The organism is Legionella shakespearei DSM 23087, from assembly GCF_000373765.1.
In the GTDB taxonomy this organism is placed as follows: Bacteria; Pseudomonadota; Gammaproteobacteria; order Legionellales; family Legionellaceae; genus Legionella; species Legionella shakespearei.
In genome coordinates, this window is the sequence record NZ_KB892435.1 from 124,616 (window position 1) to 139,736 (window position 15,121).

Sequence of the window (15,121 nt, forward strand, 5' to 3'; positions counted from 1 at the left end):
CTATAACCACAGCTATTTCTAATTAGGAGACACCTCATGGGCGTTTTTTTACGTGTATTTTTAGCCTTGAAATAATTATTCTAATAATAGTGTTTATCAGGTGAATATAGTCTCAAGCATGAAAAACATGAGGAGGGAGCTGAGTTGGCGCATGTATTCTTGGAAATTAAATCAAGTTTGTAGGAACAATTATAGGTATTTAGTCAGATTTACTACCTTTGCGTAATGTCAAACCAACTTTTTTGACCCAACCAACTAGCAGGATAAGGCCAATAAGCTCCTGACCGATTAACTTTGGTTAACTGCTTTTGTAATCCATCCATGATCTGTGCAAATAGCCTATCGTTAGGATCAATTTGCTGAAATTGCTTCCAGGCTTCATTTTTATAGCTAGGGAGGGGGTAGAGTTGCCAAAATTGTTCGAATTTTTGGTATAGCTCTTTTAGGGTACTGCCGGGCTGGGTCTTGAAGTTTGATTTTGAGTTGGCTGACTGTCCGGGTTTGATTGATTTTAGATTTTCTGATGGTAATGATTGATTCTGTTCTGCTTGGGTTGATGGATTTGCTTCAGGCTGAGATTTATTTTCAAGCTCTATCGGCTCATGTGGGTTAGCCAGAAGGCATTTCACAATGAGGTTTTTGGTTGTTGAGCGAATTTCTATGATGCCTTGGCGTGCCAGAGATTTAATTACTCGTTTCATTTGTTGGTGACTAGGGCAGCCTGTTTTTACGCCTTTGATTGGTGCGACATACAGTGTTTCTCTCAACGATTGGTAGCTGATTTTTCGTTTAATGCCGACCATGAATGTCTTTCTGTCCATGTAGGGGCGGATGCCCATGAGGTAGACCACTCTTTGCATGAGAGGAATTTCTCTGAGTGCGTCCAGTTCGTATGTGGTGACGAATAAGAAATCCATTTTTTACTCCTGTTTAAACCCTGTATTTTTATTTCGATTGATATCAAACGCTATCAATCGATGACATTTAGATAACCAAGATGCATTAAACTTGATTCATTCTAGGAAATTGGTTGAGAGTGTCAATAGGGGAAATGGGTTTGATAGTAAATGATATTAAATGAACCTTATATTTTTTTATTGAGAGGTTTTTGCATTGGTAATTGGTTATTTTTGTTCAAAATTGTTTAAAAAAATTTTTTCCTCGCGCGCGTAAAAACACAAATATAAGATCTGGAGTTATGAGGTGGGTCGGCCTAGAGAATTTTTCTTTGTCTGGTTTTTAGATTCGGTAGGTTATTTCTCCTTGCTACTATTGGATCTTGCTATGTCGGGTTTGTGCCGGGTTGATGTGTCGGGTTAAGGTCGGCCTTGTTTTGGACGGATTTAGGCTCATTGATTTGGGGAGTTAAAAAATTGTGGTGAAAGTTTAGTTTAATGGTCATCTATTGATGATGTTTATTCAAGTCAGATTCTTTGTCAAAGGTTTTTTGCAGTTGTTATTAATTGAACGTGCATGAAATTAACTTTTCAACTGGTGACAATTTGTCACCGGTTTATCTTTTGCAACCGGTTACAAAATGTAACCACTTGTGAGTTGTTGTTGTTGGGTATAATACGTAATACAAGATGATTTCACTCTAGCCGTGACTCTTGCCGTAACCCCTTGGGGATTGGTGATAATTTGTTATTTATATAAGATTATTTAAGTGGATTTTGGCTTTTTTCATCCTGCTCGAAGGTAGGATTTTATTAGAGGTTATTAGAGATAAAAATTAATTTTAATTTATTTCATTAAAAATCAATTGGTTATATTAATTTATAAATGATACTTATCATTCATTTTTTTATTATGGTCAGAGATACTTCTACTTTTTAGGTTGGTTTTCTCACGGATCTGTTGACATTTTTCAAGTTCCTCTTGGTATTCTTTTTCAAATTGTTCACGAAAAATAGGGTCTTGCATTTCTCTTTCAAAAGTAGATAAATGTTTCTTAGTCATAATAATTACCTGTTTTCCATAACCTGTTTTATTCAAGGCGGGGGCAATTTGCCAATTCTCTTAATCCCACTTTGTATATTAATTGTTAATGCCAGTTGGTGACAAAATGTCACCAACTGGCATTAAGTGCAAATAATTTATGCACAGAGCTTCAATTGAAGTGGTTTTGGTTTTTTACCTTTGGCATTTACAAAAGCTCTGCTTCTTTTAAAGTTCGAATAAAAATTCTTTTGATCAGCTTTAGTCTGAGTTTGCTCGATAATATAGAGTCGCAATACTTGTTCGGTGTTTTCATTCATATTAGTTATTTCATCTTCACATTTTTCCCATTTGCTGACAGCGGTGTGCGATTCATGAACCACGGTTTCACCAAATTCACGTAGAGGTATGGAAAAATAGGAGCGAATGAATTTAACTTGATTACCTGTTAATCTTTCTTCTTGGATAGCCAGTTTTTTTATTATTTCATCAGCCACGTAGCGGACATCGAATTTGGGATGCCATTCGTCATTTATATTAATCATTTCTACATTTTCTAACTCAATAGAAAAACCAAGTCCTTTATAAAGGAAGGTAGATTCAATTTTGGTTTTCATAGTACCTGCTCTTATTTATGTTCTATTCGTATATTATACATCTATTGACAACAGTATAAATTTTATTAACATGTACAAATCCGTGATGATCTCGGGTTCAAGTAACTGGCTAAGAGAATTGAAATACCAGGGCGTCAGAACATACTATCCTGTTATCAGGAGCGCCAATCTCAGTGATGACATCACGGACCTTTCTACAGCGGATTGTTTATAATCATCGTTATTACTCTGTTACTTAATATTTTTATACTTTTTATAAAGATTTTAAGTTAATTTAATCTTATGATTTATAACATTTTTTTAATATTTTATTCCTAATTTTATTCCTTTTTATTCCTAATTTATTTTTTTATACCTTGTAACTGCCAAGTTGGAGATTTACGTGATCCAATATTCATGATTTCGCCTTTATTTCGTAGGTGAGTCAGCAAGTTATCAATTTTTTTAAGTTTTTGAGTTTTATCTAGGGCATCACTAAGCTTTGTCCACAGTAGTTTATCGATTTCTTTGCGTGAAGCTGAATTGAAGTTTTTAAGGTAATCAATAATCAATTTTTGATAGTATGCATTATCTTGGGCACGTGTATGAATGTAATCGGTTTGCGTAGCAGTTGCATCTGCTACAAAAGCTGAAACATGGAAATTAGGCTTGCGTCCTTCAATTAATTTTTCTTTTCGAAGATGTTTAATCATTTCATCGGGTAGCTGGAGGTGCTTTTGCACCCGATCAAGTGCAATGATTTCATCGAATGTCAGATCAGTTTTTTGGATAAGCATTCTTGTATATGCCAAATCAACTATATGCCCATATATCGTCATTTTAACGACATGAGATTCTTTTAAATCATAGTCTGGTAAAGGGAAATAACGTCGAGCCTGACCAGTATACATTTCATGAATTCCATATCCCATAGTGTCAATCATACCCAGCTCTGTCATAGCTTGAACTAGAAAGGGGTTGCGATATTTTCGAGGAGTTTTATGACCAGATACATAATCGTCTGGTTTTCCTTCATAAAAACCACCTAAATTTTCAAGCGTTAAGCGATCCAGATATTCAGTGACAATAATTCGTCCATGGAGTGAATAATCTTGATGGGCAATGCAGTTATGTAATGCTTCTAGAACAATTTTTTGATCGTATTTTGCAAGTTCAATTGCAACCAACTCGTTTGCTGGAAGAATACGCAGTTGTACATTTCTTATTTTATTGTAAAGCAAACTGGTTGTTAGCAAGAACGGTGGGCTAAAATGCTCATAAGCTCGTTCTTCACCTACCAGTTTCCATGTTAATTGTGCTGGATATGGAGAAAGATAATGCGTGGATTCTGGGCTACCTACCAATAGTAGTGCGGCTCGAGTAATCTGGCCATCGATTGTAAGTTTCGCGCGGTCAAGAAATACCTCGTCTGACCAACCTAAAACCTCGTTTAGCTCAAAACGATTCGCGTATTTGTGTGCAAAAGCTTCCCTGGATTTTTTTAAAGCGGCAGGATCTAAATTTTTTATTGTTGCAGCAGGTACTATTTGCGCTGTCCAATCTGATGAGCCAACTTGTTGTCGTATTCGATCCAATTTGTCTAGTCCTAGATGAGTGAGACTTTCACCGGCACGAGCGTAATAATGTCCATTCCAGGCAATAGGCATTCCCAGAGGTGCAGCAGGGATTTCCAAAAGCAAGACGCGGCCTTTTTCAGTGTGTAACTCATGCATATCACGAAAGGTGATAGATGGTTCAGTACCTTGTGCTATTTGATATTTAAGACTTTGTAAGTGTTCTTTATCTCTTCTGTAGTTACAACCAACTACAGTGCGAGTAGTATTGTCTATACCAAATATGAGCCATGCTTTTTCATGATTGTGTAAATTGGCTTCGTTTGATAGAGCTGAAAAATATTGGCCAATTTTAGATGTTGGATAGGATTCATCTACTTGTTTAAATTCGACTAATTCATTTTCCCATTCATGAATCAATTGCTGTAATAACAGCTCTAGATTGCTTTGTTGTGTCATTATCCTATCCCAATAATTTATTACCTCAGTTGGTTACTGTTTGTAACCGACTCAATACATATTTGCTGATTGAACTCTTCGGGAGTATCGAACAGTTGTTTAACTAATTTATTATACAGATACCATTTCATTTAATTCTGGTGCGGATGAAATATAGGTTGTATCTTGAGACAGATCATGAATAAGTGTGGCCCATTTTTCAAGGGCTTCCTTTCTTTGAGGCAGCATTTCATTCTTATTGTAAGTAGCCATGATCTTCGGCATCTTATGCCCTAAACATTTCTCAATCACCACCGGATCAACATGCAAAGCTTCTCCAAGCTGAGTGGCAAAGGTTCTTCTTAGATCATGTGCTGTCCAATGTGGGATGCCGACTCGTGATTGTATTCTTATTACGGCTCTTGGCATAGCTCGGTCGGATAAAATACTTTGGTCATCTGCGCCTGTAATGACGTATTCTGAATCGCTATGGACTTTGAGTTCTCTCAATACCTTTTTGGTCAGTTCTGTGAGGTGGATTCTCATGACTATGTTGGTTTTGGTATTTTCGGCAGGGATTGTCCATAAGGAGTTTTCAAAATCGAATTCTGACCATTTGGCTACTCGGATTTCTCCTGTTCTTACGCCTGTAAGTAGGATGATTTTTAGGGCTGCTCGGATCTGAAACGAGGTGCCATGTTCTTCACTGTCGAGAAATTGCCATAGAGTTTTTACTTCATCAAGGGTTAAATAGCGTTCTCTGGGTTTTTCTATACCGCCTATGTCTCTGGCACGTATGGTCATGGCAGGGTTAAGCAGCATTTCGCCTCGGCTTACTGCGTAGTTAAAGGCTTGTTTTAGTGTGCTTAGTACTTTGTTTGCATGAACAGGGGAGCCACGGCCTACGATTTTATCGAGAGCTTGAGTGATCTCACGAGTTTTTAAATGTTCGAGTTTTTTATTGCCCAATAAGGGAATGATATCTACTTTTATATGCTGCCAGATTTGCAAAGGTTGGGCGCGGTGTTTTTCAATGTAGTTGGTGTACCAGTGTAGGATCAGATTTTTTACTGTACTTTGGTCTTTCTGTTTTTGTTCTGCGAGCTGCTCTTTGGGATTTACTTCGCCATGGCGTATGTCGCTTAAATCGATAAAACGTTTCTTCGCTTCCGATAAACTCATAGCAGGGTAGTGACCTATGGTGATGAAATGCCTTTGGCCGTTGATTCTGTAACGATAAAGAAATGTCTTTAGCCCTTTGGGGGTTACACGAATACCAAAACCCCCATCTCTGAATTCTTCATAGCGAGAAGATCTTGGTTTTAGCGATCGAATATAAGCGTCTGTAAATTGTCTTTCCATCATTGCACCTTGCAAAAAATTAGGTGTACTTCTAGGTGTACTTTCGTGAGATCTCACATGAAATCGTTTGATATTTTTTGAAGTATAGCACATGGTGAAAATATATAAAATACAATGAGTTAGTGTTAATATTTGATATCAAATGATACTGTTTGAAAATGGTCTTTTTAAGAATGGGGTGCTAGTGGTCGAAGATTCAAATCCTTCCCTCCCGACCATCACCCCTTTAAGATTAAGGGCTCTTTTGATTTTTTAATTTGTATTTTGGGGAGTTTTATAAGTCAATTGACGTTCAATTATCTTTTTCCAGATGTATGAAGAAAGCTCCACGTTTTTCTTCAATATTTCTTCGGGAATTTCATAAACTGTAATAAATTGTTTGTCGTTCCCTGTATTATAAGTGCAATACCGATCTTCCAATTCATCAATATCATCAGTACCAAATGGTGAGGCATTTTTAATGATTTCTTCTCCTCTATTCCTGGCGTCATCCAGGTTGCCTGTTTCAACGGCAACTGGCGCAACAAGAATTACCCAGTTTTTTTCTGTTTCTAAATTAGAAACAGTGAAATAAGCGTAAAGTTTTTTTGGGGCAAGAATCAGGAGTTCTTGATAGTTAAAACCTGTAGTATTTTCAGCTGTAATATCTGGGCAATCAAAGCTCAGGCTTTGTTTGGAGAATATTAAGCAGCTTATTAATGCACTTATTAAAAACATATTTTTCATTAGCGATTCCTTTCGGTTCTTCCTTGTTTAGGGGCTGAAAATAACATAGCCAATTTTTGATTTCAATGAATCGCCACAGAGACTCATATAAAAAGTCACTACAATAATCCCCAGATCATTTAGGGTCAGCCTTTGGAAACAAGCAATATATAGGCCTTGAATTGTGAATTATCAATTAAAATTAATGATGTTAATTTTTAAGTTCAAAATTCAAGGTCTGGTTCTGTGATTGTTCAGGTTTTTCAAGAGGCTACGTCGACCTGCAATTGAACATCAATGTTACCACGTACGGCATTAGAATAAGGACATACTTCATGTGCTTTGGCAACTAAAGAATCTGCTTGGGCTTGTTCTAAACCTTTGATATGTGCTTGCAATTTTACACCTAATTTGAAACCTTGTTCCGGCGTAGGATACAAAGAAACCTCTGATGTTATGGAGACATCTTTTAGGGGGATTTTTTGTAATCTTGCAATATGACGAATGGCGCTTTCAAAACAAGCAGCATAACCGGCAGCAAACAATTGTTCCGGATTTGTGGCACCACCTTGTCCACCCAGCTCTTTAGGCATGGCTAAATCAAGCTTTAATAATCCATCAGTTGTTTCTACATGACCGTTTCGCCCACCATGGGTTTGCGCTGTTGTTGTATACAAGGCTTTCATTATTCATGTCCGTTAAAATATAAGCTAGATATTCAAGTTAGTTAGAGTTTAAGAATTTGTCAAATCCTCATTTGATTTTTTCAGCGACTTTCTAATGGGTGACCCCTGGGTTTTGCTAGGTTTCCTAAAGCGAGAGTAACATAGCTTAAATAGAAGTCATAAGCATCCTTAGGAGGAGTTGGTTTGCTTAAATCATAAACTTGGGTGCATAAATCTAAATAGGTATCCAAGGTTTTACTCGTCATAAGTGAAACTCCATAACAGTCACAGATAAAAGATCAATAGGGTCAGACTCGATTGATTTCAACCCAATTCTCAATTTTTAATTTATTAACTCGAGAAAACTCTTTTTCATTATTAGTAACCAGAGTAATACCCAACTCTAAACAATGAGCAGCTATCCATAAATCATTATTACCTATAATTCGACCTTGCTTTTTCTATTAAGAAATTAAGAAGCAAAAAGCAACGCCTGGATTTTTACACTTTAGTAGTTCATCTAATCAATAAATTAAAATTATTTCTCTCCATGTTGTTGCAAAAATAACAATAAAGCCTTTTGAACATGCATTCTATTCTCACTTTGAGTAAATATAATAGAAGCAGCACTATCTGGTAAGGTTTCAGAGACTTCCTTTCCTCTTTCCATAGGCATGCAATGCATAAATACCGCATTAGGTTTTGCATGAGACATCAATGCTTCATTCACTTGAAAATCTTTAAAAATCCTGTCCGCTTGGGAATTTTTAAATCCCATACTAGTCCATACATCGGTATAAACGGCATCGACATTTTTTACCGCCTCTTCAGGATTGTCAAAACAATGGATCATTGGCTCCTGAATATTTTTTTTAGTTTGTGCAACAATGTGTTCGTTAGGTTGATTTTCTTTAGGACAACAATAATGAATAGTAATACCTAATTGAGGCGCTAATAACATCAAACTATGTAAAATATTGTTGCCATCTCCTATATAAGCTAATTTTAATCCTTGTAAGTCTCCATAGTGTTCTTCAAGGCTCAAACAATCGGCCAGAATTTGACAAGGATGATGTAATGCTGAAAGTCCGTTTATAAGGGGAACCTTTAAACAGGAGGCCATCTCATGTAGAAAATTATCAGCATGCGTTCTTACCATTACAAAATCAGCATATCCATTTAATACTCTTGCCATGTCTTCTGGAGTCTCTTGTTTTCTTGTCGGGCTTATACTTTCAACTACTAGTCCACCCATACTTTGTATGGCAAAAGAGAAACTTAGTCTCGTTCTAAACGATGGTTTTTCAAATATCATTACTAAACTTTTATTAAGAAGAGCCTGACTATATAAACCAGGATTTCGCTTAACAGATTTAGCTTTGTTTAAAATTGCTTTGATTTCTTTCTTGGAAAATTCCGTTCCTGTAATAAAATGTCTGGTTTGATTTTTGTCTTTTGAATGGTTATGTGTATCACCATTAATACATTCAGGGGTAGTTTCTACGCCCAACATGGCTTGTTGTAAGTTGATAACAAAAGTATTTTTAGTCACTTCATTGATTGCGACATGGTCATCATCCTGATCTTTGTTCGGTAAAGTAGAAAAGGTCATGTTTCGTCTCCTTTTAGTAAATCTGTTAAAGAGCATTGCTTTTCCATTGCTTCTAAAATCCATAGTCCGACTTGATGATGAGCGTCACGGAAGGACATGCCTTTAATGACGAGTGACTCCAGCATTGCCGTTGCATCAAGATAACCGCTTTGCGCCTTTATCTTCATCAACTCCGTATTAAAAGTAAGACTTTGTAAAAAAGGAGTGATGATTTGCAAACAGGCTACTACTGTATTAACCGTATCGAAGAGACCTTCCTTGTCTTCTTGCATGTCTTTGTTATAAGCAAGCGGTAAGCCTTTCATAACGGTTAATATAGACATGAGATGTCCATAGACTCTTCCTGTTTTACCCCGAATCAATTCAGGAACATCAGGATTTTTTTTATTTGGCATTAGCGAAGAGCCCGTAGCAAAGGCATCATCCAGGGTTAGAAAATTAAATTCCTGAGTAGACCACAATATTAAATCTTCGCATAATCTTGAGAGATGCATCATGGTCATGGCACAAACACTGCAAAACTCTATAACAAAGTCCCTGTCACTCACTGCATCAAGCGTATTAGGAATAATTCCTGTAAATCCTAAAGTCTTGGCCACCCATTTTCTATCCAGGGGCAGTTTGCTTCCTGCCAATGCACCCGCTCCTAAAGGGGAGTAATTTGAACGTTTAAACCAATCTTCCAGTCTGTTTTTATCCCTTTCAAACATTGATTGATACGCATTAAAATAGTTGCCTAAAGTAATGGGTTGAGCTTGTTGTAAATGGGTATAGCCAGGCATTAAATCGTCTTGATGATTATTTGTTAATTCATCGAGACACCCTATTAGTTTGATTAAAAGCTCATTAATCCAATGTGCTTTATCAAGGGTATATAATCTCAGATCCAATGCCACCTGATCGTTTCGGCTTCGGCCTGTATGTAATTTTTTTCCTAAATCCCCTAATTTTTGAATCAATAATTGTTCTATAAACATGTGGATGTCTTCTTCTTGATTCACTTTAAAATCATACTGATTGGCTTTAATTTCATTTCTGATTTCTTCAAGGGCTAAATAAATTGTCTGACCCTCGTCCTCAGTAATAATGTGTTGTTTAGCCAGTTGTTGAACATGAGCCTGGCTTCCCTTGATATCCTGTTCAAACAGCACATAATCAAAGGACAAAGAAGAATTGAACTGATTAACCTGACTATCCAAAGCTTTTTTAAATCGTCCTCCCCAGGTTTTATTGGTCATAATGACCTCCTTTGTGGACTTGGCTGTACACCTTAGCCGATAAAGAAAAAAGATTAATAAATCCTTCTGCATCTTTCTGGTTGTAAACACTGTCTTCTTCAAAAGTAGCCAGAGCAGGGTTGTGCAGACTATAGGGAGACTCCATTCCATCAGGGCTGATATTGCCTTTAAATAGTTTTAACTTAACTGTTCCGCTAACAAATTGTTGGCTCATATCTATAAAGGCATCCAATGCTTGTTTCGTTTGTGAAAACCAGCATCCTTCATAAACTAAATTGGCATAGATATGCTGTAATGATTGTTTTAAATGTAACGTTTGTCGAGTTAAGCAAAGGCTTTCTAAAAGTTTATGGGCTTTATAGATCACTGCAGCAGCTGGTGCTTCATAAATTCCTCTTATTTTCATACCCACCAATCGATTTTCAACAATATCAGCAACACCAATTCCATGCTTTCCTGCTATTTTGTTGAGTTCATTTAATAGGGCTTCGGGAGACAGGGCTTTTTTATTGAGCGCTACAGGAATCCCTTCTTTAAAATCCAAAATTATTTGTTCCTCTGTATCCGGGGTTTGAGTAAGAGGGGTAGTCATTAATAAAACATCATCTGGCATGCCTTGAGAAGGATCTTCGAGCACACCCCCTTCATGGGAGATATACCAAATGTTATGATCTCTTGAGTAGGGTGATTCAGGCGTAACAGGGACTTCAATATTCTTTGTTTTAGCATAGATTATCGCTTCTTGTCTTGATTTTATATCCCATATTCTCCAGGGAGCAATAATATCAAGTTGGGGGGCAAGCGCCTTAATAGAATATTCAAATCGAACTTGATCATTTCCTTTACCAGTAGCGCCATGTGCAACGGCATCTGCCTGTTCGGATAAAGCGATCTCAACCAGTTTTTTTGCGATTAATGGTCTTGAAATGGTACCTAAAATGTATTGATCTTCGTATAAAGCGCCAGATTTTACTAAGGGCCATAAATAGTGCATCACAAACTCATCTTTGACATCAGCAATATAGGCTTTAGATGCACCGCTCTGAATTGCTTTATTTTTTATAGCATTAAGATCTTCTTGCTGCCCTAAATCACAAATAACAGCAATCACTTCAGCTTGATTGTAATGATCTTTAAGCCAGGGAATCATAATGGATGTATCAAGTCCTCCAGAATAAGCGAGTGCAATTTTTTTAATGTCTTTTTTCATAATGATTCCTCTTGATAAAATTGTTGCGTGTATGAAATAGGATCAGGTACATCCTTTGGATTAAAATCAGCAATTAATTTTCCTTGTTTTAAAACAATTAATCGTTCTGAAATCTGGGTTAAAAAAAGCAAGTCATGTGAGGCGATAAGCAGTGTAAGGTGCATGGATTTCACGGTATTTAATAACCTGATTACATCTTGAGTCGTTACTATATCGAGACCAGAAGTGGGCTCATCACAAAGTAATAAGTCGGGTTTCATCATCAAACTTCGTGCTAAAGCCACTCTTTGTTTTTGTCCACCCGATAGATTATGAGGATAGGCATGTGTTTTATCTGAAAGACCAAGCCTGGAAAGTAACTCCATTGCGTTTTGATTATAATGACCAACTGTGTCATTTAGACTGGGAGCATAGATTAAGTTCTCGAGAACGGTCATATGTGGAAACAATTGGAAGTCCTGGAACATAAATCCACATCTTCCCTTGTAATGGATAGAGCCAGTATCCAGAATATCTAATTGTTGAATGCATCTTAATAAAGTAGTTTTACCACTTCCAGAAGGACCAATTAAACCAACAATAGAATTAGGTTGAATCGTTAAATTAATTTTATTCAGAATCAATGAATGACCTATTTTTTTTGTGGCATTAGTAATCTGTAACATAATGACCTCTTTGTTCAATTCTTTTACCTATTAGTTCCAGTAATAAAACCAATCCGTAATAATAGAGTCCAGCAATGCACAAAGGCATGAAATAGGTAAATTGTTGTGCTGCTAAAGATTGGGCCTGACGCATTAAATCCATGCCGCCTATAGTTGATATCAGGGCTGTTTCTTTCAATAAAGCAATCGTTTCATTAACCATTGCAGGGAAAATATTTTTTATGACTTGAGGTAAAATAATATCTTTCCACAAATAGAAGGTAGGAATCTGTAACGTAGCTGCCGCTTCAAATTGCCCTTTAGGCAAACTTTCTATTCCTGATCTTAAAATTTCAGCTAAATAAGCAGAACTATTCAGTCCAAAAGCGATGATGCCAGCCACTAAAATACTAGGTCTCATCCCTAGAAAGAATGGAGAGGCAAAATAAATAAAACTCAACTGAAGAATTAAAGGAGTGCCTCTCATTATAGAAATAAAGCGGTTGATAATAAAACGTGCAAAACCTTGATATCTGCATATAGACCATAAAATACCAAGGATAATTCCTATAAAAAAGCCGACAGTCAGTAATTGCATCGTTAATGCAATTCCTTTTCCAATATATAAACTATTTTGCAAAAACTCAGTCATTTTAAATCCTTTAACCATTGTGATTCTAATTTTTGAATTGCTCCTGTGGTCTTGAGCTTTTCTAATGCCAGGTTAATTTCTTTAGTTAAAGGAGATCCTTTTTTTACTACCAATCCATAGCCATCATTGACTTTATCTATGATTGAATAGGATAAGTGGGGATGTTTTTCGCTATAAATAGCTCCTTGAACACCATCCATCAAAACCACATCGATATGACCCGCGATTAATGCTTCTATGGCTTGATTGTTATTGTCAAAAATTGTTACTTGAGCTTCTGGTGAGTGTTGATGCAACCAAACGTCCATAACAGTCCCTAGTTGTACAGCTATTTTCTTATCTTTTAATTGAGAAGGATTCAGCACGGGTTGAGAAGAATTATATACAGCAGCCATGCCCGCAAAATAATAGGGATTAGAAAAGTCAAAATTTTTCTTTCTTTCATCTGTAATCGTAATTGTGGCAATGGCTATATCATCTTGCCCTGAATTAACGGCAGGTAGTACTGTACTAAACTGCATAGTGTCGAATACTGCTTTTTTATTTAATTCTTTGGCAATTAACTTTGCTAAATCAATGTCAAACCCTTTTATTTCACCATTTTCTGAATATTCAAAAGGTGGATATTCCGCTGATGTTGAAAAATGAAGGGTATTATTGTTATCTTCTTTTGAGCAATTAACTAGTAAGGATATTGAACTTATTAATAATATACTGATAAATATCTTCATGTGAATATATATCCAAAATAAAACCAAAATATGAATATATATCGATTTTTATTGTAGTGTCAAGAAAAAATGAATATAATTTCACCATTACGGAAATATATGAATTTGTATTCATGATTGCGTGACAACAGGAGAGAAACAGTGACTCATGATTCAGTATTAGAAGACGTGATTTTATTAATAGTTCAAACTGAAAATATAGCCGAACAAAGTGACTTGCAACAAAGTTTAAAAAAAAGGGGGTATGATATACCTCAGGCAACCTTATCACGCTGGTTGAAAAAAATGAAAATAGCTAAAGTTTCAGGTTATTACAAAGTTATTGATTACAACCAACCAGGATTGCCACTCGTTTTGAATATTCAATTTTCTGATTTTGGTATGGTTATTTTGCAAACCCATCCTGGTAATGCCAATAGTCTTGCTTATTATCTTGACCGAAAATATATTTCTTTTAGTATTAAAGAAACATCGAGTTCAGGCATTTTAGGATCAATTGCCGGTGATGACACAGTATTGCTCATAATTAAAAGTAAGGCTCATCAGCAACACGTTCATGATATTTTACAGTCTGAGTTTCCCTATTTATTTAATTCCTGATAGAACGAATCAAATATTAGGCGTGTACAATCTTGCTTGAAAATAAGCTACTTCCCTATACAATTGCTCATATTTTTTTACAATTCAAAAAAATTAAGTAATTAATCAAGAGTGACGAATGCCAGAGCATGATCAAACCGCACATAAGCCAAGTCCCATACCGAAGAGATACACTGTAGCGAATATGATACTCTTGGCGAATGTCTGGAAGCAGGCTCTTCGGCAGTAACCATAGCCCATATGAGTGGCGCACACCTGCCTATCCCCTTATCCCTGGCAGGGGCAGCTATGGAATTCGGTGCAGAAATCATTCATAACCATTCCAATGATGCGGTAGAACGAATAGTTTGCGGCACAGGGGTTGCAGTCTTTAAAGAGACTATCAACACTGCCGTAGCAAGGCCTGCCCCCCTTGGGTTGCTGTTTTAAGTTAAGCAATACTCCACCGTCCCGCGGCTTGTCCGCGGTATCCAGAGATCTAAGTTCGGAGAGAGATTCCTGGATCCCGCGGACAAGCCGCGGGACGGCGGAACTCCATAACTCACGTTAAGTTAAGGATTTTGACCGTCATTCTGCTAGCGATGAAGGATTGTAATACCAATGGTGTTTTATATTGACAGTGTGATTTATTTTTGTTAAATTTGGCATTTTAACACCAACAGGAAATGAATATGTTTTTAAAAAGAGAATACAATTCTGAGGCTGTCCAAAGAATAAATAACCATATTAATGGATTAAATACTGTTTTAAAAGAAATCTCCGCTGATCTGAATGATCTGGAAAAGTACATGTCAAACAGAAACAGATATGATCGCATTGCGTTGGCCATCACTCGTGNAGAAGTTATCGAGACAGAGGAGGATCTTCAAGACAAAGATTTAGTTCTTCGGCTTACAACACGGTTTTCAAATAGTATTTTTTATACAGCACCAGAGCTGATCGAGGAATATGGTCTTAACCCTTTGCGTGCNGCTTTAAGAGCCCATCAAGAAAGAGTTTCTATTTTAAACAAAATTAAAACGGGTGAAGAAATCACTCATGAAGAATTGGAACTATTGAAAAAAGTGCCTGTAATGTCTGGAATAGAGCAGGAAGTTGATATAAAAATAGCAACTCCATCTGCACAGCCATCAATGTAGCTCTTCGTCAACACCAT

General features: G+C 36.6%; 16 protein-coding genes. 2 read left to right on the plus strand and 14 right to left on the minus strand.

Features of this window, described 5'->3' with window-relative positions; translation table 11 throughout:
• Nucleotides 1–212: 212 nt before the first annotated feature.
• The 14 genes from B094_RS0114425 to B094_RS0114490 all read right to left on the minus strand — a co-directional run bounded on the left by B094_RS0114425 (nucleotide 213) and on the right by B094_RS0114490 (nucleotide 13,365).
• Complete coding sequence (locus B094_RS0114425; protein WP_018578530.1) at nucleotides 213–917, minus strand: hypothetical protein; 705 nt, start codon at nucleotides 915–917, stop codon at nucleotides 213–215.
• An 859-nt stretch (nucleotides 918–1,776) separates the two neighbouring features.
• On the minus strand, nucleotides 1,777–1,959 hold the full coding sequence (locus B094_RS0114430; protein ID WP_018578531.1) for a hypothetical protein: 183 nt from the start codon (nucleotides 1,957–1,959) through the stop codon (nucleotides 1,777–1,779).
• Between the two features lie 137 nt (nucleotides 1,960–2,096).
• A complete protein-coding gene (locus B094_RS0114435) occupies nucleotides 2,097–2,555 on the minus strand; it encodes a hypothetical protein (protein WP_018578532.1) in 459 nt (152 codons plus the stop codon).
• 341 nt (nucleotides 2,556–2,896) lie between these two features.
• Nucleotides 2,897–4,567 carry an RNA-binding domain-containing protein gene (locus tag B094_RS0114440; RefSeq protein ID WP_018578533.1) on the minus strand — a complete coding sequence of 557 codons (1,671 nt, stop codon included), beginning with the start codon at nucleotides 4,565–4,567 and terminating at the stop codon, nucleotides 2,897–2,899.
• Between the two features lie 111 nt (nucleotides 4,568–4,678).
• Complete coding sequence (locus B094_RS0114445) at nucleotides 4,679–5,911, minus strand: tyrosine-type recombinase/integrase (protein ID WP_081621120.1); 1,233 nt, start codon at nucleotides 5,909–5,911, stop codon at nucleotides 4,679–4,681.
• A 249-nt stretch (nucleotides 5,912–6,160) separates the two neighbouring features.
• A complete protein-coding gene (locus B094_RS0114450) occupies nucleotides 6,161–6,634 on the minus strand; it encodes a hypothetical protein (protein WP_018578535.1) in 474 nt (157 codons plus the stop codon).
• A 242-nt stretch (nucleotides 6,635–6,876) separates the two neighbouring features.
• The gene (locus B094_RS0114455; RefSeq protein ID WP_018578536.1) at nucleotides 6,877–7,299 is read right to left on the minus strand and encodes an organic hydroperoxide resistance protein; all 423 of its coding nucleotides are present in this window, start codon (nucleotides 7,297–7,299) and stop codon (nucleotides 6,877–6,879) included.
• A gap of 287 nt (nucleotides 7,300–7,586) precedes the next feature.
• Nucleotides 7,587–7,724 carry a PIN domain-containing protein gene (locus B094_RS17720; protein ID WP_420324222.1) on the minus strand — a complete coding sequence of 46 codons (138 nt, stop codon included), beginning with the start codon at nucleotides 7,722–7,724 and terminating at the stop codon, nucleotides 7,587–7,589.
• 92 nt (nucleotides 7,725–7,816) lie between these two features.
• Nucleotides 7,817–8,890: an ornithine carbamoyltransferase gene (argF, locus tag B094_RS0114465; protein ID WP_018578538.1), complete on the minus strand. Its 1,074-nt coding sequence runs from the start codon at nucleotides 8,888–8,890 to the stop codon at nucleotides 7,817–7,819.
• Nucleotides 8,887–10,128, minus strand: a complete 1,242-nt coding sequence (gene argH, locus B094_RS0114470) for an argininosuccinate lyase (protein WP_018578539.1) — start codon at nucleotides 10,126–10,128, stop codon at nucleotides 8,887–8,889. The genes argF and argH overlap by 4 nt, the downstream gene beginning before the upstream one ends.
• Nucleotides 10,118–11,338 (minus strand): argininosuccinate synthase, encoded by a 1,221-nt coding sequence (locus B094_RS0114475; protein ID WP_018578540.1) that lies wholly within the window; start codon nucleotides 11,336–11,338, stop codon nucleotides 10,118–10,120. The genes argH and B094_RS0114475 overlap by 11 nt, the downstream gene beginning before the upstream one ends.
• Entirely contained in the window at nucleotides 11,335–12,003 is a 669-nt protein-coding gene (locus B094_RS0114480; protein WP_018578541.1) for an amino acid ABC transporter ATP-binding protein, read from the minus strand. The genes B094_RS0114475 and B094_RS0114480 overlap by 4 nt, the downstream gene beginning before the upstream one ends.
• The gene (locus tag B094_RS0114485) at nucleotides 11,987–12,634 is read right to left on the minus strand and encodes an amino acid ABC transporter permease (protein ID WP_026254050.1); all 648 of its coding nucleotides are present in this window, start codon (nucleotides 12,632–12,634) and stop codon (nucleotides 11,987–11,989) included. Before B094_RS0114485 ends, B094_RS0114480 begins: the two co-directional genes overlap by 17 nt.
• Entirely contained in the window at nucleotides 12,631–13,365 is a 735-nt protein-coding gene (locus B094_RS0114490) for an ABC transporter substrate-binding protein (RefSeq protein WP_018578543.1), read from the minus strand. The genes B094_RS0114485 and B094_RS0114490 overlap by 4 nt, the downstream gene beginning before the upstream one ends.
• Before the next feature lie 141 nt (nucleotides 13,366–13,506).
• Between B094_RS0114490 and B094_RS0114495 the strand changes: the two genes are divergently transcribed.
• Together B094_RS0114495 and B094_RS17395 are read left to right on the plus strand one after the other, a co-directional pair.
• Entirely contained in the window at nucleotides 13,507–13,965 is a 459-nt protein-coding gene (locus B094_RS0114495; protein ID WP_018578544.1) for an arginine repressor, read from the plus strand.
• A gap of 288 nt (nucleotides 13,966–14,253) precedes the next feature.
• Entirely contained in the window at nucleotides 14,254–14,394 is a 141-nt protein-coding gene (locus B094_RS17395; RefSeq protein WP_162263929.1) for a hypothetical protein, read from the plus strand.
• The last annotated feature ends 727 nt before the right edge of the window (nucleotides 14,395–15,121 follow it).

Coding starts and splice junctions, on each gene's coding strand:
- B094_RS0114425 (WP_018578530.1), bottom strand. CDS start 917: ATGGATTTCTTATTCGTCACCACATACGAACTGGACGCACTCAGAGAA.
- B094_RS0114430 (WP_018578531.1), bottom strand. CDS start 1,959: ATGACTAAGAAACATTTATCTACTTTTGAAAGAGAAATGCAAGACCCT.
- B094_RS0114435 (WP_018578532.1), bottom strand. CDS start 2,555: ATGAAAACCAAAATTGAATCTACCTTCCTTTATAAAGGACTTGGTTTT.
- B094_RS0114440 (WP_018578533.1), bottom strand. CDS start 4,567: ATGACACAACAAAGCAATCTAGAGCTGTTATTACAGCAATTGATTCAT.
- B094_RS0114445 (WP_081621120.1), bottom strand. CDS start 5,911: ATGATGGAAAGACAATTTACAGACGCTTATATTCGATCGCTAAAACCA.
- B094_RS0114450 (WP_018578535.1), bottom strand. CDS start 6,634: ATGAAAAATATGTTTTTAATAAGTGCATTAATAAGCTGCTTAATATTC.
- B094_RS0114455 (WP_018578536.1), bottom strand. CDS start 7,299: ATGAAAGCCTTGTATACAACAACAGCGCAAACCCATGGTGGGCGAAAC.
- argF (WP_018578538.1), bottom strand. CDS start 8,890: ATGACCTTTTCTACTTTACCGAACAAAGATCAGGATGATGACCATGTC.
- argH (WP_018578539.1), bottom strand. CDS start 10,128: ATGACCAATAAAACCTGGGGAGGACGATTTAAAAAAGCTTTGGATAGT.
- B094_RS0114475 (WP_018578540.1), bottom strand. CDS start 11,338: ATGAAAAAAGACATTAAAAAAATTGCACTCGCTTATTCTGGAGGACTT.
- B094_RS0114480 (WP_018578541.1), bottom strand. CDS start 12,003: ATGTTACAGATTACTAATGCCACAAAAAAAATAGGTCATTCATTGATT.
- B094_RS0114485 (WP_026254050.1), bottom strand. CDS start 12,634: ATGACTGAGTTTTTGCAAAATAGTTTATATATTGGAAAAGGAATTGCA.
- B094_RS0114490 (WP_018578543.1), bottom strand. CDS start 13,365: ATGAAGATATTTATCAGTATATTATTAATAAGTTCAATATCCTTACTA.
- B094_RS17395 (WP_162263929.1), top strand. CDS start 14,254: ATGGAATTCGGTGCAGAAATCATTCATAACCATTCCAATGATGCGGTA.